The organism is Streptomyces niveiscabiei (genome assembly GCF_033794345.1).
In the GTDB taxonomy this organism is placed as follows: Bacteria; Actinomycetota; Actinomycetes; order Streptomycetales; family Streptomycetaceae; genus Streptomyces; species Streptomyces niveiscabiei.
The window spans coordinates 122,497-138,797 of record NZ_JARAYJ010000012.1 but is presented as its reverse complement, the minus strand read 5'-3'; the positions used below and the strand labels follow the sequence as shown (position 1 = coordinate 138,797).

The following is a 16,301-nucleotide window of genomic DNA, read 5'->3' as shown; positions in this document are numbered from 1 at the left end:
CGGGGATTTCTGGCGGGGTGCGTGGATCTTGTGCGCGCGCTGTGGGAACGGTGTCGTACCGGCGGGACGACGACGCGGGCGCTCCCCGGTCCAGGGGAACGCCCGCGCCGCCGAAGGCAGTTGCTACCAGATCGCCTCGACCCACTCCGGGTGGTCGATGAACGGGTTGCGGTTGTGCTGGTACGTGTCGTAGATGACCTGGTTGCGGCGCTCCTCGAAGGCGCTCGGCGGGTCCTGCTCGTTCCACGCCTTCAGGACGGAGAGCTTGCCGATGTACGGGTTGCTGCCGTTGTTGACCTTCTCGTTCGGCTCCAGGTCGGCGAAGCCGTCGCCGCCGTCGTACCGCACGGCCATGTAGAGGATCATGCGGGCGACGTCGCCCTTGTCCGCGGCGCGCGGCTCGAAGGAGTCCGAATCGACCTTGCTGCCACCGCCGCCCGTGACCGCGCTGCCGCCGTTGTCGAAGTCCAGGTTCCCCCGGATGCTGTTGATCTGGACGTCCGCCGGGCGCAGGTGGTGCAGGTCCGTGCCGGGGCCGGTCACCTCGCCGAAGTCGCCGTGCGACTTGGCCCACACGTGCTCGCGGTTCCAGTCGCCGACGTCCCCGCCGTTGAGCGACTTGCCGCGCGAGGCGCCGCTGTAGAGCAGGATCACGTTGTTGCTGTTGTTCGGGTCCTGGTCCGTCGCCTTCAGCGCGTTCCACACCGCCGAGTAGGAGATCTTCGTCTGGCTGCTGATGATCGTGTGCAGCGAGGACTTGAGGCTCGCCCCCGTCTTGCCGACCGCGTTCTTGTAGTACGTCGAGTCGTACGCCGTGGTCGTGGCGGAGGCCGGGGTCGCCGTCACCGCGGGAACGGCGAGGCCCACCAGGACCGCTGCGGTCGTCAGCGCCACCGGCTTCCAGCGGCGGCGTATGCGTGTCGCCAGCATAAGGAGTGTCCTGTCTACGCGTGTTGAGTGGGGGGCAACAGGGGGAGCGTGACATGGACATGAGGTCATGTAAATGAATCCGGCATGTCTGTTCGGTGTCAAGAAACGGCAAATCGGGGGTGATCTACGCGAGTTGACCTCGCGGGGGAGCGAAACGGCCCTCAACCCGGGTGGGTTGGGGGCCGTCCGTGGTGCGGGTGAGGGTCAGCTCACGTCCGAGGGGTCCAGTCGGTAGATCGTCGACTGGTTGGAGGCGGAGGCGGAGGCGGAGGCGGACGTGGATGCGGATGTGCTCTTGCTGTATGCGCTCTCCTTCACCGCCGTCGCGTTCTTCTGGACCCACTCCGTGACCTCGGAGCTGACGTTCGAGCCGCCGCCGGGGCCGCCGCCCATGCCGCCGCCGATCTGGATGTAGTGCAGTTCGCCCTTCGCGACCAGTTCTTTCAGCTTGGTGAGCGTCATCGCCTTGTCGCTGCCGGACCAGCCCCACATGGAGATCACCGGCTCGCCGCTGCTGAGGATCAGCTGGGCCGCGCTCTGTGAACTCGACACCGCCAGCAGCCACTTGGCGCTGTCCTGGTGCTTCTTCAGGTAGGCGGTCAGCTCGCTGTTCGCGCCGCCCATGCCCAGGCCGCCGCCCATGCCGCCACCGCCGGGGGCGCCGCCGGTCATGCCGCCGGGGCCGCCTTGGGTGCCGCCGGCCTCGGTGCCGCCTTCGGTGCCGGAGCCGGCGGTGCCCTCGGTGGAGCCGGTGCCGCCGGGCGGCGTACCCGTCTCGCCGGTGCCTCCGGGCAGCTCGCCGTACCCGCCGCCGGGCGTCATCCGACCGCCGCCCTGAGCGTCCTGCCCCTGACCCCCCTGACCCTGGCCGCCCCGAGCCCCCTGGCCACCGGGGAAGCCACCCCGCCCACCCCCCGTACCACCCCTACCGGGACCCCCGCCGAAGCCGCCGCTCCCGGTGGTCGGACCGGCCGTGGGGTTAGTACCCCCCATACCTCCGCCGGACCCCGACGGCACCGACCACGCGTACGCCGCGGGCCCCGCGACCGCCGCGACGACCGCTGCCGCGACGGACGCCGCCAGCAGCCGTACCCGGTTCCCGGACCGGAAGACGATCAGCCCGACGACGGCCGCGGCCATCAGCACACCGACCGCCGGCCACAGCCAGGTGTTCCACCCGGAGGCGCGCCGCAGCAGGACGACGGACCAGAGAGCGGTTGCCGCGAGGGCGGCGGGCAGGACCCACACCCACCGCCGGTCCGTACGGAACGCGCGCAGCAGCATCGCGCCGCCGCCCCCGCACAGCGCCGCGATTCCGGGGGCCATGGCGGTGGTGTAGTACGGGTGCATCGTGCCCTCGGCCATGCTGAACGTGAGGAAGTGCAGGCCCAGCCAGCCGCCCCAGACCAGGACGGCGGCGCGGGTGAGGTCGGTGCGCGGGGCACGGCCGCAGAGGACGACGGCGCCGATGAAAGCGATTGCCGCGAAGGGCAGCAGCCAGGAGATCTGCCCGCCGAGGACGTCGTTGAACATCCGGCCGAGACCGGCGGTGCCGGAGAAGCCGCCGCCTCCGCCGCCCCCGCCTCCGCCACCCATGTTGCCGTCGCCGCCGAGGACCCGGCCGAGGCCGTTGTAGCCCATGATCAGGTTCCAGGCGGAACCGTCCGTCGAACCTCCGATGTAGGGCCGCTCATCCTCAGGTACTACGGACACGGCAGCCGCCCACCAGAAGGAGGAAACCGCGAGTACTACACCCGCGAGCAGCAGGTTGACGATCCGCTTCACCAGCTTCGGCCTGGCCGCGTAGAGGTAGACGGCGAAGACGGCCGGCAGCGCGATGTAGCCCTGGAGCATCTTGGTGTTGAAGGCGAGCCCGAAGCACGCGGCCGACCCGAGCAGCGGCAGCAGCCTGCCGCTGTGCACGGCGCGCAGCGCGAGGGCCGCGCCGCCCGCCATCAGGAACACCAGCAGCGTGTCGGGGTTGTTGTCGCGGTTGATGGCGACGGTGATCGGGGTCAGCGCCAGGACCAGCGCGGCGACGGCCGCCGCGCCGTGCCCCCACACCCGCTTCACGGACGCGTGCAGGATCCAGATCGTGCCGAGCGCGACCAGCACCATCGGCAGCATCATCTGCCAGGTGCCGAAGCCGAAGAGGCGGCAGGACAGGCCCATCACCATCAGCGCGAACGGTGGCTTGTCGACGGTCAGGAAGTTCCCGGCGTCCAACGAGCCGAAGAACCACGCCTTCCAGCTCTCCGTACCGCTCAACACCGCAGCGCTGTAGAAGCTGTTGAGGCTCGAACCGGAGAGGTTCCAGGAGTAGAGGACCGCCGCCAGGACCAGGATCGCGAGCAGCGCGGGCAGCGACCAGCGCGGCGCCTCTCGGGGTACGTCGCCCGCCGCGGGCTCGGGCGGTGGCCGGTCGGGGGACGCGGACGGCTCGGTCGTACGGTGCTGGGGATCGGTGGCAGAGGTCACCCGAGCATGGTGCGAACCCCGTGTTGGCGACCGCTGTGCCGGAGCTGGCCGTCACCTGTGAATGCGCACGGGGCGCGGTGACGCGCTGTGCAACCGTTGCCCAATCGTGCTCACGGTCGTACAACCATTCGCTCGAACCTGTGAGTCAACTGAGGCATGACTCCATCTACTTCGAGACGTGCTAGAGCGGCGGCGGTCGCCGCCCTCGGCACCGGCCTCCTCATAACCGCCGCCGTCCCGGCCTCGGCAGCCGCGCCCGCCGTGAGCTGTACGTCGTCCAAGGCGGCCCTCGCGACCAAACTCAAGAAGGACATCACCGCGGCGGTCGCCTCCCGCAAGGGCACGGTCGCCGTCGGCGTCTACGACCGTACGACCAACACGAACTGCACGCTGCGGGCGTCGTCGGCGTACGACTCGGCGAGCGTCGTCAAGGTGACCGTCCTCTCGACGCTCCTGTGGGACGCGCAGAAGGCGAAGCGGTCCCTCACCGCGCGCGAGAAGTCCCTCGCGACCGCGATGATCACCAAGTCGGACAACGCCTCCACGAGCACCCTGTGGAAGCAGCTCGGCGTCACCAAGGTGAAGAACTTCCTCAAGGCCGCCGCGATGACCCAGACGAAGCCGGGTGCGAACGGCTACTGGGGCCTCACGCAGATCACGGTCACCGACGAGCAGAAGCTGCTCAAGCTGCTGCACGCGAAGAACGCCGTCCTCACCGACGCGTCGCGTTCGTACGCCAACGGCCTGATGAGCAAGGTGGTTTCGTCCCAGCGCTGGGGAACTCCCTACGGCGCTCCGGCCGGTGTCGCCGTCCGCGTCAAGAACGGCTGGCTCCAGCGGGCCACCAACGGCTGGCGTGTGCACAGCGTCGGCACGTTCACCGGCGGCGGGCACGACTACACGATCACCGTGCTCACGCACGGCAACAGCACGATGAACTACGGGATCGCGACGATCCAGGGCGTGGCGAAGGCCGTCCACGCGGATCTCAAGGCGTCCTGACCCGCGACCGGTACCCGGCCTCCCCGCGGCCGGGCTTCCCGGGGCCCGTGGCACGGCAGTCGGGGCGCGGCGGCGTTCACGGCACGGCGTCCGTGGCGCGGCGTTCTTCTCGTGGACACCCGCGCGTCCTACCGTGCCGTCCATGCGCCTGAGAACCGTACTCGCCACCCTCACCGCCGGCCTGGCGGCGGCCACCACGCTCACCGCCGCAGGGCCCGCCACCGCCAACTCGCCCGCGAACCACGCCTGTTCGCCCGCCGTGACCATCGACGGCTTCTCCGACTCCCTCGACAAGACGTCGTACGACGGGACCTTCACCGGCAACTTCTCCGCCCTCGCCCTCGACCCGGACGGCACGCTCGCCGCGCTCTCCGACCGGTCGGCCCTCTTCTCGCTAGACCGGCGAACTCTCCAGCCCCGCAAGGTCGTTCAGCTCGCGGACGAGAAGGGCGCCGCTCTCGACTCGGAGGGTCTTGTCATCGACCGGGACGGCACCCGGCTGATCACCTCCGAGACCGAGCCGTCGGTACGCCGCTACGACCGGGACGGCCGTATCCTCGGCCGGCTCCCCGTCCCCGCCTCGCTCCAGGTCGCGCCGGCCGGGCGGGCCGTGTCCAACGGCACGTTCGAGGGCCTGAGTTGGGCGGACGGCGGCCGTACGCTGCTGGCGTCCATGGAGTACGCGCTGGCCGGGGACGCCGCCGGGACCGTCCGGTTCCAGACCTGGAAGCGGCACGGGAAGGGGTTCGCGCTCGGCGCGCAGTACGCCTACCGTGCGGACGCCGGGCTCGGCGTCCCCGAGGTGCAGGCGCTGCCCGGCGGCCAACTCCTCGTCCTGGAGCGGGGGTTCACCGCTGGCGTCGGCAACACGGTCCGCCTCTACCTCGCCGACCCGCGCCGCGCGAGCGACACGCGGGACGTCGAGTACCTCACGGGCCGGCCCGAGGTGCGGGTCATCCGCAAGACGCTCCTCGCCGACATCGCCGACTGCCCGAGCCTCGGCGCCACCGCGAAGCAGCCCCAGCCCAACCCCCTGCTCGACAACATCGAGGGCATGACGGTCACCGGCCGCTCCGGCGACCGGCTGCGGGTGACGCTGGTCAGCGACGACAACCAGAACGCCGTACAGACGACCCGCTTCTACTTCCTGCGGGTACGGACGCACTGACGATCACGGGTGGTCACGCAGAGTCGCGATATTGCCCGTATTTGTTGCGGAGGGATGAAATCCGCTTCCGTCCGTGTTGGTGCCTTCCGGGAGAGTATCGGTTTCTTGCAGGAGGGCACCGCGTGGCAGCGCAACGGGGATGGGCACGACGGCTGGCGGGGTACGCCTGGCGGTATCCGAAGGACACGCTCCTGGCCCTCGGCTCCTCCCTCGGAGGTATGGCGGTCATGGCCGTCGTCCCGCTGATCACGAAGGTGATCATCGACGACGTCATCGGTGACCGCTCCCGCGCGATGGCCCCCTGGGCGGGCGCCCTCATCGGGGCAGCTCTCGTGGTGTACGTGATGACGTACATCCGCAGGTACTACGGGGGCCGCCTCGCCCTCGACGTGCAGCACGACCTGCGCACCGAGATGTACGGGACGATCACCAGGCTGGACGGCCGCCGCCAGGACGAGCTGTCCACCGGGCAGGTCGTCGGCCGCGCCACCAGCGACCTCCAGCTCATCCAGGGTCTCCTCTTCATGCTGCCGATGACGATCGGCAACATCGCCCTGTTCGTGATCTCCCTCGTCGTCATGGCCTGGCTGTCGATCCCGCTCACCCTGGTGGCTCTCGCGGTGGGCCCCGCACTGATCTGGATAGCCAACCTGAGTCGTAACCGGCTACACCCGGCGACCTGGTACGCGCAGGCGCAGGCCGCCGCCGTCGCCGGAGTCGTCGACGGCGCCGTGAGCGGCGTACGCGTGGTGAAGGGGTTCGGGCAGGAGGACCAGGAGACCGGGAAGCTCCGCGAGGTCGGCCGCCGCCTGTTCGCCGGGCGGCTGCGCACGATCCGCCTCAACTCCCTCTACACGCCCGCCCTCCAGTCCGTCCCCGCGCTCGGCCAGGTCGCGATGCTGGCCCTCGGCGGCTGGCTCGCCGTACGCGGCAGCATCACCCTCGGCACGTTCGTCGCGTTCTCCACCTACCTCGCCCAGCTCGTGGGCCCCGTCAAGATGCTGGCGCTGGTCCTCACCGTCGGCCAGCAGGCCCGCGCGGGCACCGAACGCGTCCTCGAACTCATCGACACCGAACCGACGATGACCGAGGGCACCAAGCAACTGCCCGCCGACGCCCCGGCCACCGTCGAGTTCGACGACGTCTCCTTCGGCTACGACGACGACCGCCCCGTCCTGTCCGGCCTCAGCTTCGAGATCCACCCCGGTGAGACCCTCGCCGTCGTCGGCGCCTCCGGCTCCGGCAAGTCCACCCTGTCCCTGCTGATGCCCCGGTTCTACGACGTCACCCACGGCGCCGTCCTGATCGGCGGCCACGACGTCCGCGAGCTGACGTACGACTCCCTGCGTACCGCCATAGGACTAGTACCCGAGGACTCCTTCCTCTTCTCCGAGACCGTCCGCTACAACATCGCCTACGGCCGCCCCGACGCCACCGACGCCGAGATCGAGGCCGCCGCCCGCGCCGCCCAGGCCCACGACTTCATCACCGAGCTACCTCTCGGGTACGACACGAAGGTCGGCGAACACGGCCTCACCCTCTCCGGCGGCCAGCGCCAGCGCGTCGCCCTCGCCCGCGCCATCCTCACCGACCCCCGCCTCCTCATCCTCGACGACGCCACCTCCGCCATCGACGCCCGCGTCGAGCACGAGATCCACGAGGCCCTCAAGGAGGTCATGCAGGGCCGTACGACCCTGCTGATCGCGCACCGCCGCTCGACCCTCAACCTCGCCGACCGCATCGCCGTCCTGGACGCCGGACGCCTCGCCGACATCGGCACCCACGCCGAGCTGGAACGCCGATCCCCGCTCTACCGGCGCCTGTTGACCGACCCCGACGGCCTCGGCGGCGTCAGCCCCGGCCACGCCACGCCCGTCCAGCCCGCCGAGGACACGACCGTACGCGACGAGCTGGACGCCGAGTTCGACGCCGAGCGCGGCATCACCCCGAGGCTCTGGGCGGGGGAGCGCCCGGCCCGCGACACGGCCCTGACCGGCACCCCCTCGACCCCCGAACTCCTCGCCCAGGTCGAGGCGTTGCCCCCGGCGACCGACACCCCCGGCATCGACGAGGCGCGCGCGGTCACCCCCGAGGAGTCGTACGGGCTGCGGCGGCTGCTGCGCGGATTCCGTACGCCGCTGCTGATCAGCCTCGGCCTCGTCGCCGTCGACGCGGGCGTCGGGCTCCTGCTGCCCGTCCTCATCCGGCACGGCATCGACAGCGGCGTCACCGAGGCCGCCCTCGGCGCGGTGTGGGCGGCCTCGCTCCTCGCCCTGCTCGCCGTCCTCGTGCAGTGGGCCGCGCAGATCGGCGAGACCCGGATGACCGGCCGGACCGGTGAACGCGTCCTCTACACGCTGCGGCTGAAGATCTTCGCCCAGCTCCAGCGGCTCGGACTCGACTACTACGAACGGGAGTTGACCGGCCGGATCATGACCCGGATGACCACGGACGTCGACGCGCTGTCGACGTTCCTCCAGACCGGGCTCGTCACCGCGTTCGTCTCCGTCGTCACCTTCTTCGGGATCATGGTCGCCCTCGTCGTCATCGACGTGGAACTCGCGCTGGTCGTCTTCGCCACCCTTCCCCCTCTGGTACTGGCGACGTACTACTTCCGGCGTGCGAGCGTGCGCGCCTACGAGCTGGCCCGCGAGCGGATCTCCACCGTCAACGCCGACCTCCAGGAAGCCGTGGCCGGCCTCAGGATCGTCCAGGCCTTCGGGCGTGAACGCGACGGCGGCGTACGGTTCGCGGCGGGCTCCTCCTCGTACCGCGAGGCCCGGGTGCACGGGCAGTGGCTCATCTCGGTCTACTTCCCGTTCGTGCAGTTCCTGTCGTCCGTCGCCGCCGCTGCCGTCCTCATCGCGGGCGCGGGCCGGGTCGAGGCCGCCACCCTGACGACCGGCGCGCTCGTCGCCTACCTGCTCTACATCGACCTGTTCTTCGCCCCCGTGCAGCAGCTCTCGCAGGTCTTCGACGGCTACCAGCAGGCGTCCGTATCGCTGGGCCGCATCCAGGAACTGCTCCAGGAACCCACGTCCACGAAGTCCGCCGACGAACCCCTCGACGTGCTCTCCCTGCGCGGCGACATCACCTTCGAGGACGTCCACTTCGCCTACACCGACGACGAAGAAGCCCTGGGCGGCGTCTCGTTGACGATCCCGGCCGGCCAGACCGTCGCGTTCGTCGGCGAGACCGGCGCCGGGAAGTCGACCCTCGTCAAGCTCGTCGCCCGGTTCTACGACCCCACCTCCGGGCGGGTCCTCGCCGACGGCACCGACCTGCGCGACCTCGACCTCACGTCGTACCGCCACCACCTCGGAGTCGTACCCCAGGAGGCTTACCTCTTCCAGGGGACGATCCGCGACGCCATCGCGTACGGCCGGCCCGACGCGACCGACGCCGAGGTCGAGGCGGCGGCGCGGGCCGTCGGCGCGCACGAGATGATCGCGACCCTGGAGAACGGCTACCTGCACGAGGTCGCCGAACGCGGACGCAACCTCTCCGCCGGGCAACGGCAGTTGATCGCGCTGGCCCGCGCCGAGCTCGTCGACCCGGACGTCCTGCTCCTCGACGAGGCGACGGCCGCCCTCGACCTGGCGACGGAAGCGCAGGTCAACCAGGCCACGCAGCGGCTCGCCGGACGTCGTACCACCCTCGTCGTCGCACACCGGCTGACGACCGCCGCGCGCGCCGACCGGGTCGTCGTCATGGCCGACGGCCGGGTCGCGGAGGACGGCACCCACGACGAACTGCTCGCGCGGGGCGGACGGTACGCCGCGCTGTGGCGGACGTTCATCGGGGAGCCCGTGGACGCTGTGTCCTCGTGACGGTCGTGCAACCGTACGACACATGTCGTGCGTCCGTACAACAGTACGGAAGCGGACTACGTGTGCGGGTGGGGGCCATGGAGAATCGCGGGACGGGGAAGCGTGGGACGGGGAAACGCGGGGCGAGACGGTGGCTGGCGCTGGTGACGGCCGGGCTGGCCACGTCCGGGGTGCTCGGCCTGGCGGCCCCGGCCGCCGCGGCGGCGGCGCCGCCCAACAAGGCGCCGGTTCCCATGAGTTGCGCCGGACGCGCGGTCCGCACCTTCCCCTTCGCCACCGGCATCGTCGTCGTCTACAAGCGCCCCGGGTACGTCTGCGCCGTCACTCTCGCCAAGAGGCCCGGCGGGCGGCAGGACATCTCCGTCACCGTCCAGGCGCGCGGCAACGTCCCCGTGAAGCGCGGCTGGACACACGCCCGGACCTCCCCGGCCGTCACGGTCCACGCGGGGCACCGGTGCGTGCGCGTGGAGGGCCGGGTGGGGCGCGGGGAGGTCAAGTCGGGGTGGATCCTGTGCTGACGGTTCCTCTCCGGCGACCGGTGCGGGTGTGCGCATGATGTCCCTCTGGGGGAGTAGCGCGGGACTACCTGAGCGGTAGCTCCGCGAGGGTGGCCGATCGGCGGTGGCGGGCCGGATGGACCCCCGTACCTTCCGGCCCGCACCACCGAGAATGCTGGCCAACTTGGCCCCCGGCCAGCGAAACCCGCCCCTCCGGGACGCCGTGGGACGCCCCACCCGCTGACCTGCGCGGACAGGGATGGCGACGAGGCGTCGGTGGGACGCGCTACCCCCGTCGGGCGCGGCCGAAAGGCGACCGGTGCGGCGTCCCGGCCGGAACCCGGTACCCCGTGCGGGGGTGTACTACAGAGTCGATGGATCCCTGACGCGTGCGGGGTGAGGTATGTCGCGCTGGCAGGAACTACCGGACTCCCTGGACCAGAGGGTCCGGCAACTCGTCGTCCAGTTACGGCGGTTGAAGGACCGCTCCGGGCTGAGCCTGGTCTCGCTCGCCGCCAAGACCGGGTACAGCCGCTCGTCGTGGGAGCGCTATCTCAACGGCAAGGCGCTCCCGCCCCGGCAGGCGGTGGAGGAACTCGCGCGGGTCGTCGGCACGGAACCGACTCGGCTGCTCGTTCTGCACGAGGTGGCGGTCGACGCGTGGCAGGCGGGCGAACAGGGCACGCCCGACGCCGAGTCGAACCCGACCGGAACCGCTGGTACCGGCCCCGCCGACCCGACAGCCACTGTTGGTTCCCTCGGCTCGGCAGGCGTCCCCCGCTCCCACGCCCTCGCCGCAGTCGTGATCGCGGCCCTCCTCGGCATCGGCGCAGGACTGCTGATCGCGCTCCCCTGGTACGGGGACGACGACGGCGACGGGGGCAACGGCAAGGCCCAGGCCGTCACCGGCACCCGTCTCAGCCCCAGCCCCTCAACCACCCAGGGTGGACCGGGGCGTTACCTCTTCCAGGTCGGCAAGACCTACCCCTGCGAGGTGCGCCACCGCGAGGCGGTCGGCCTCGGCGCCGGGTACAGCACGACCCGTACCGCCGTCCTCGCCGGACCCGGCTGGGACGTCGTCGAGGCCCAATGCCTGCTGCGCCGCCACAAGTTGAACCCCGGACCGGTCGACGGCGTCTACGGACAGCAGACCATCGCGGCCGTCGTACGGCTCCAGCAGGGCGCCGGGCTGCCCGCTGACGGCGTCGTCGGGCCCCACACCTGGCAGGTGCTGCGCGGATGACCGGTACGGCGCCGGAGTGCGCGGCCCTCGCCGCGGGCCTGCGTGCCGTGCGGGACCGAACGGGCCTCAGCCTGGCGGGACTTGCCGAGCGGACGCCGTACAGCAAGTCGTCCTGGGAGCGCTATCTCAACGGCAAGAAACCGGCACCCCGGCAGGCCGTCGAGGCGCTCTGCGCACTCGCCGGGGAACCTCCCGCGCGACTCCTCGCGCTGTGGGAACTCGCGGACGCCGAGTGGAGCGGACGTGGGCGCGGCGGCCCCGGACCCGTCTCCGCCGACTCCGGCCGGCCCGTCGAACTCCCGCCCAGGCCAACGCCGTTGAAGCGCCGCTACCTGCTCCCCGCCTGCGCCGCGCTCGCCGCCGTCGCCATCGCCGCGCTCTCCGTTCGCGGCTTAGGTCCCGAGCACGACACGGTGGCCACACCCGTGCTCGACCCCACCCCCGGCTGCCACGGCCGGAGTTGCGACGGCCAGGACCCCGACGCGATGTCCTGCGGACTGCCCGGCCGCGTCGACTCGCTCGGCCCTCAGCGCCGGACGCGCGCCGGGGCGAGCGTCGAACTGCGCTACAGCGCGGTGTGCGGGGCCGCGTGGGGGCGGATCTGGCACGCGCGGGTCGGGGACGCGGTGGAGATCTCGGCGCCGGGGGCACGAGCGCGGCAGGCCCTGGTCAGGAACGTCGCCGACACCACTGTCTACCGCTACACCGCGATGATCGGCGACCCCGAACGGGCGGGGTTGCGGGTGTGCTTCGTGCCGGGGGCGGAGAGGGGGGCGGGGGCAGGGGCTGAGGCTGGGGTGGGTGGCCGGGAGTGCTTCGGGGCTTGAGGGAGGCGGGTGTGGGGGGCGCCGCGAGGGAAGTGGACGTGAGGGGTACGGGGTGAGACGTACGACTTGAGGGGGACGGGATGGCGTGAGGGGTACGGGGTGACGGGTACGACGTGAGGGGGGGAGCGAGCGGCAACCGCACCCCCCGCCCGCCTACCCCGCATCCCCCTCCACCCGGCTCGCCAACCGCTCATGCCGCTGCCGAGCCGCCTGCGGAGTGCCGAGACCCAGCCCGAACGCGATTTCCTGCCACGTCATCTCCCGCCCCCGCGCCATCTCCAGCAACCCGACCTCCAGCTCGTCCAACTCGGCCCGCACCAGCGGCAGTAGCGTCAGCGCGGCCGTGATGTCGGCCCGGTCGACGTCCTCTTCGCCCTCCTCCTTCAACGCCGCCCCGCTGAGCAGGAACGACACCAGCCGAACCGCCTCGTGCGGCGCGAGGATCGCGGGGTTGGTCTGCCGTGCGCGCTGCGCGTCCGTGGCCGCGTGCCGCTCGGCTATGCGGAAGAGGGAGGGGTAGACGCGCTGGGCGCGGGCCTGTTCGGCGTCGGGAGCGGTGAAGGGATCCGAAGTCATGAAGCCCAGCATGGAAGTTGAACGAAAGCACGTCAACTCCTTATGTTGAACGAGTTGTTGTCATGTGTGTGCGCGATGGTGACGATCACCAGCCAACGACGGGGGAGCAGCACATGGATGCCCGCGCCCGGCCCACGGAAGAGACGCGGGAGGCGTCCCACGACGAGGTCGCCCGGCGGCGGTCGTCCTGTCGATGCTGGGCCCCGAGGTCCTGGCACCGCTGCGCCGCGTACGGCGTGACGGGCCGGGGGAGTTGAGGGCGGACGCGCTGTCGGTGCTGGCGGCGGTCGGTGGCGAGGAGGCGCTGTCGGACCGTGACCGCGCGGCCGTGGAGCGCCTCGTCCGCGTCAAACTCCCGGACGACCACCCGATCCCCCTCGACGTCTGCTTCAACGCCTGGATGGCCGTCCCCGGCGGCGACCGCGACGGCGTCGCCGAGGTGCTGGGCCTGTGGTTACGGTCGCGCCGAGGCGCACTACGAGAGCGACGAGGGTGGCCCCTCGGGCTGGCTGGCCGCCGCTCACGGGAGGGTCGTACGGCGTTGTCTCCCCTCCTGGGAGGACGACGATGACGACCCGGACGACTGGCGGGACCCCTCGGTCACGCTCGACTCGGAGTGGGGCGTGAGCCCGCTCGACCTGCACGCCGACACCCCGGTGCGGGGCGAGGGCATGGTCGCCCTCACACCGCACGCCCGCCACAACGACCCGCCGAGGACGGGCGCTTACGGGATCTGAGCCGTCCTATCCGCGCACCGCCCCCGCCGTCAGCCCCGACACGAAGTGCTTCTGCAACAGCACGTACACGACCACCACCGGCACCGAGGCGATCACAACTCCCGCGAAGAGCAAGGGGTATTGCGTGAGGAACTCTCCCTGGAAGTCCAACAGGGCCAGCGGCAGCGTCCGTTGTTCGTGGGAGCGGATGAACAGCAGGGGATAGAGGAGGTCGTTCCAGTCCATCACGAACAGGAAGATCCCGGTCGTCGCGAGCGCGGGCCGGGTCAGGGGCAGGGCGATGGACACGAATGACCGCAGCGGCCCGGCCCCGTCCAACTCGGCGGCCTCGTACAGCTCTTCGGGGATCGTGCGCAGGAAACCGCCGAGGATGAACACGGCCGTCGGCAACGTCATCGTCGTGTCCACGAGGATCAGGCCGAGCAGGCTGTCGGTGAGCCCGAGCCGGTCGAACAGCACGTACTGCGGGACGATCGCCGCCTGCGCGGGCACCGCGAGCCCTGCGACCAGGACACCGAACACGAGCCATCCGGCCCGCCCCGGAATCCGCGCGCAGAAGAACGCGGCGAGGCTCGCGACGGCCAGCGTCAGCGCCACCGCGCCCGCCGTCACGATCACACTGTTGCCGAACGCGGCCCCGAGGCCGCCCTCGTCGATCGCGCGCCGGTAGTTGTCCAGCGTCGGCGAGGACGGCGGCGCAAGCGGCGAGCCGAAGAGCTGCGGCAGCGTCTTGAACGTGCCGAACACCACGACCAGCAAAGGGAGTACGACGGTCGCCGCGCCCAGCGCCAGGACCAGGGGTCGCAGGGTCTTCGTCATCGCGTCGCCCTCCGGATCGCCCGCCGCTGAACCCAGGTGAGCAGCGCGATCAGCGCCATGAACAGCAGGGACTGGGCAGCGGCGTAGCCGAACTGGTTGTTGGAGAAGGTGGTGTAGACCCGCGTGGACAGCAAGTCCAGTGCCGGGCCAGGGGGGTTGCCGCCGAGCCCGAGGACCAGGTCGAACGCCTTGAAGGACTGCACGGTCGTGTAGGCGACGACGATCCCCGTCGCCGGAGCCACCAACGGCCAGGTGACGTACCGGAATCGCGCCCACCGCCCGGCGCCGTCCAGCTCGGCCGCCTCGTACAACTCCCGTGGGATCGCCTGGAGTCCGGCGATGAACACGACCATCATCTGACCCGCGTGGAACCACACCTGCGTGAGCGCCAGCCAGTACACGGCCGTGTCCGGGTTCCCCAGGTACACCGACTGGAGGCTCCCCAACCCCACAGCGCGCAGGCCCGAGTTGAGCAGCCCGCCGTCCGGGTCGTACACGAACCGCCACACGAAGGCGACGGCCACCGAGGACAGGACCGTCGGCAGGAAGAACAGCGCGCGCAGGAGGGTGGAGGCGCGGGTCGTGCGGACCAGGTAGAGCGCGAGGAGCAGCGCCAGCGCCGTCTGGGCGAGGACGACCACCACCATCAGCTTCAGGTTGTTCTCGGCCGCGTTCCTGAACACGTCGTCGCCGGTGGCCAGTTGATGGAAGTTGTCCAGGCCGACGCTGCGGTAGGCCGCGCTGTAGCCGTCCCAGTCCGTCAGCGCGTACTGCACCGCCTGCACGGTCGGGTACGCGAAGAAGAACAGGTAGAGGGCCAGCGCGGGCACCGGGAACAGCCACAGGGCCCGCGCCGTACGGCGGTTACGCGCGCTTCTGGTCGATGACACGCTGGGCCTCCTCGGCCGCCTGCGCGGGCTTCTTGCCCCCGACGACGGCCACGGCCGCGTTCTCCACGGCCGAGCGGATGTCGAGGTTCAGGAACTGGAAGCGCGGCGCGAGCAGCGTCCTGCGGGTCAGCCACGGCGACACGGCCTTCAGGTCGGCGTTGGTGTACGCGACGTCCTTCACGGTGACGTGCTGGCCCGTGCCGTTCGCGTAGACGGCCGCGTTCACCGGGTCGCTGAGGAACTCCAGGAACGCGTACGCCGCCGGCTGCACCGTGGACGCGCTGTTCACGCCGAGAATGAACGTCGCGTTGAACACGCCCTCGTACTTGGCCTGTTGGGCTGTCGTGGTGATCGGCGCGACGAGGTCGAAGGGGAACTTCGCCCCCAGCGTCCGCACCCCGGCCATCTGGAACGAGCCGGTCGCGAGCAGCCCCGCCTTCCCCGACGCGAAGAGCTGCGTCACCGCGTCGGTCGTCGAACCGGTCGCGCGGGCCTGGAAGTACGGGGCCAACTGGGCGTACTGGTCGAGGGTCTTGAGGAACCAGTCGTCGGTCACTCGGTACGCGCCCGACTCGATCTTCGTGAACATGTCGTCGCCCGGCGCGTTGTTCATGACCATCGTGTTGAGCAACTGCCCCGCGTTCGCGGTGTCCCCGCCCGGCCAGGCGATCGGCGTGTACCCCTTCGCCTTGAGGTCGTCGAGGAGTTGGAGGAAACCGTTCCAGTCCTTCGGCGCACTCGTGTGGCCCGCCTTGTCGAGCGCGTCGGTGTTGGCGAGCGGCATGTTGAACACCAACTGGTAGGGCAGCCCGTACTGTTGGCCTCCCTGTGCACCCGGTGTGATCAGGCTCGGCTGGTACGTGCCGACCACGTCCGTGCCGGTCAGCGGCGCGTACACGCCCGCCTTCACGATCTGCTGGAACTGGGCGCCCCGGAACGCGGTGAACAAGTCACCCGTCTTCGAGCCCTGGATGCGGCGCAGCGCGGTCGACTGGTAGTCGGCGGACGGGGAGATGTCCTGCTCGATGTGCGCGTCCGGGTACTTCTTCGCGAACTCCTTCACCAGCCCGGCTATCACCGCCTTGTCCTCCGCCCGCCAGTGCGCGAAGGACACGGTCCCCTTGACCGCGCCCGAAGTGGCCAGTGCCGAGGGGGAGTTGCTGCTCGCCGAGGAGGCGCCGCCACCGCCGGGACCGGCGCAGGCCGCGAGGCCGAGGCCCAGACCGGAGGCGGCGAAGAGGCGGAGGGCGGCTCGTCTGTCGAGCGTGGAGGACATGGCGCGGATCTCTCTTCTGGCGAAGTCG

13 protein-coding genes are annotated in these 16,301 nt (G+C 70.9%); 7 read left to right on the top strand and 6 right to left on the bottom strand.

The features are described from left to right. Positions 1-123: 123 nt before the first annotated feature. Together PV682_RS18915 and PV682_RS18910 are read right to left on the bottom strand one after the other, a co-directional pair. Positions 124-930, bottom strand: a complete 807-nt coding sequence (locus tag PV682_RS18915) for an endonuclease I family protein (protein ID WP_319731291.1) — start codon at positions 928-930, stop codon at positions 124-126. A gap of 204 nt (positions 931-1,134) precedes the next feature. Further along, a complete protein-coding gene (locus PV682_RS18910) occupies positions 1,135-3,408 on the bottom strand; it encodes a glycosyltransferase family 39 protein (protein WP_319731289.1) in 2,274 nt (757 codons plus the stop codon). Positions 3,409-3,564: 156 nt separating this feature from the next. Here PV682_RS18910 and PV682_RS18905 point away from each other — a divergent pair, with 156 nt between their 5' ends. The 6 genes from PV682_RS18905 to PV682_RS18880 all read left to right on the top strand — a co-directional run bounded on the left by PV682_RS18905 (position 3,565) and on the right by PV682_RS18880 (position 11,975). Beyond that, on the top strand, positions 3,565-4,410 hold the full coding sequence (locus PV682_RS18905; RefSeq protein ID WP_193554947.1) for a serine hydrolase: 846 nt from the start codon (positions 3,565-3,567) through the stop codon (positions 4,408-4,410). A 142-nt stretch (positions 4,411-4,552) separates the two neighbouring features. Further along, positions 4,553-5,578 carry an esterase-like activity of phytase family protein gene (locus PV682_RS18900; protein ID WP_319731285.1) on the top strand — a complete coding sequence of 342 codons (1,026 nt, stop codon included), beginning with the start codon at positions 4,553-4,555 and terminating at the stop codon, positions 5,576-5,578. Between the two features lie 122 nt (positions 5,579-5,700). Then, positions 5,701-9,408 carry an ABC transporter ATP-binding protein gene (locus tag PV682_RS18895; protein WP_319731283.1) on the top strand — a complete coding sequence of 1,236 codons (3,708 nt, stop codon included), beginning with the start codon at positions 5,701-5,703 and terminating at the stop codon, positions 9,406-9,408. A 143-nt stretch (positions 9,409-9,551) separates the two neighbouring features. Beyond that, positions 9,552-9,926 carry a hypothetical protein gene (locus PV682_RS18890; RefSeq protein ID WP_319731281.1) on the top strand — a complete coding sequence of 125 codons (375 nt, stop codon included), beginning with the start codon at positions 9,552-9,554 and terminating at the stop codon, positions 9,924-9,926. A gap of 382 nt (positions 9,927-10,308) precedes the next feature. After that, positions 10,309-11,148: a helix-turn-helix domain-containing protein gene (locus tag PV682_RS18885; RefSeq protein ID WP_319731279.1), complete on the top strand. Its 840-nt coding sequence runs from the start codon at positions 10,309-10,311 to the stop codon at positions 11,146-11,148. Beyond that, the gene (locus tag PV682_RS18880; RefSeq protein WP_319731277.1) at positions 11,145-11,975 is read left to right on the top strand and encodes a helix-turn-helix domain-containing protein; all 831 of its coding nucleotides are present in this window, start codon (positions 11,145-11,147) and stop codon (positions 11,973-11,975) included. The genes PV682_RS18885 and PV682_RS18880 overlap by 4 nt, the downstream gene beginning before the upstream one ends. Positions 11,976-12,128: 153 nt before the next feature. On the opposite strand, the gene PV682_RS18875 is transcribed toward PV682_RS18880, so the two are convergent. Further along, positions 12,129-12,551: a DNA-binding protein gene (locus tag PV682_RS18875; RefSeq protein ID WP_319731275.1), complete on the bottom strand. Its 423-nt coding sequence runs from the start codon at positions 12,549-12,551 to the stop codon at positions 12,129-12,131. Between the two features lie 193 nt (positions 12,552-12,744). Here PV682_RS18875 and PV682_RS18870 point away from each other — a divergent pair, with 193 nt between their 5' ends. Continuing rightward, a complete protein-coding gene (locus PV682_RS18870; RefSeq protein ID WP_319731273.1) occupies positions 12,745-13,122 on the top strand; it encodes a hypothetical protein in 378 nt (125 codons plus the stop codon). A gap of 172 nt (positions 13,123-13,294) precedes the next feature. Here PV682_RS18870 and PV682_RS18865 read toward each other — a convergent pair whose 3' ends face one another. The 3 genes from PV682_RS18865 to PV682_RS18855 are packed head-to-tail and all read right to left on the bottom strand — an operon-like array spanning position 13,295 to position 16,273. Then, positions 13,295-14,107: a carbohydrate ABC transporter permease gene (locus tag PV682_RS18865; RefSeq protein WP_319731271.1), complete on the bottom strand. Its 813-nt coding sequence runs from the start codon at positions 14,105-14,107 to the stop codon at positions 13,295-13,297. Continuing rightward, complete coding sequence (locus PV682_RS18860) at positions 14,104-14,997, bottom strand: carbohydrate ABC transporter permease (protein ID WP_319731269.1); 894 nt, start codon at positions 14,995-14,997, stop codon at positions 14,104-14,106. The genes PV682_RS18865 and PV682_RS18860 overlap by 4 nt, the downstream gene beginning before the upstream one ends. After that, entirely contained in the window at positions 14,972-16,273 is a 1,302-nt protein-coding gene (locus tag PV682_RS18855; protein WP_319731267.1) for an ABC transporter substrate-binding protein, read from the bottom strand. The genes PV682_RS18860 and PV682_RS18855 overlap by 26 nt, the downstream gene beginning before the upstream one ends. Positions 16,274-16,301: the final 28 nt, after the last annotated feature.

Bases quoted from the DNA above. Each gene is read 5' to 3' on its own strand.
- PV682_RS18915 (WP_319731291.1), bottom strand. From the start codon at position 930: ATGCTGGCGACACGCATACGCCGCCGCTGGAAGCCGGTGGCGCTGACG.
- PV682_RS18880 (WP_319731277.1), top strand. From the start codon at position 11,145: ATGACCGGTACGGCGCCGGAGTGCGCGGCCCTCGCCGCGGGCCTGCGT.
- PV682_RS18900 (WP_319731285.1), top strand. From the start codon at position 4,553: ATGCGCCTGAGAACCGTACTCGCCACCCTCACCGCCGGCCTGGCGGCG.
- PV682_RS18905 (WP_193554947.1), top strand. From the start codon at position 3,565: ATGACTCCATCTACTTCGAGACGTGCTAGAGCGGCGGCGGTCGCCGCC.
- PV682_RS18855 (WP_319731267.1), bottom strand. From the start codon at position 16,273: ATGTCCTCCACGCTCGACAGACGAGCCGCCCTCCGCCTCTTCGCCGCC.
- PV682_RS18865 (WP_319731271.1), bottom strand. From the start codon at position 14,107: ATGACGAAGACCCTGCGACCCCTGGTCCTGGCGCTGGGCGCGGCGACC.
- PV682_RS18870 (WP_319731273.1), top strand. From the start codon at position 12,745: ATGCTGGGCCCCGAGGTCCTGGCACCGCTGCGCCGCGTACGGCGTGAC.
- PV682_RS18875 (WP_319731275.1), bottom strand. From the start codon at position 12,551: ATGACTTCGGATCCCTTCACCGCTCCCGACGCCGAACAGGCCCGCGCC.
- PV682_RS18885 (WP_319731279.1), top strand. From the start codon at position 10,309: ATGTCGCGCTGGCAGGAACTACCGGACTCCCTGGACCAGAGGGTCCGG.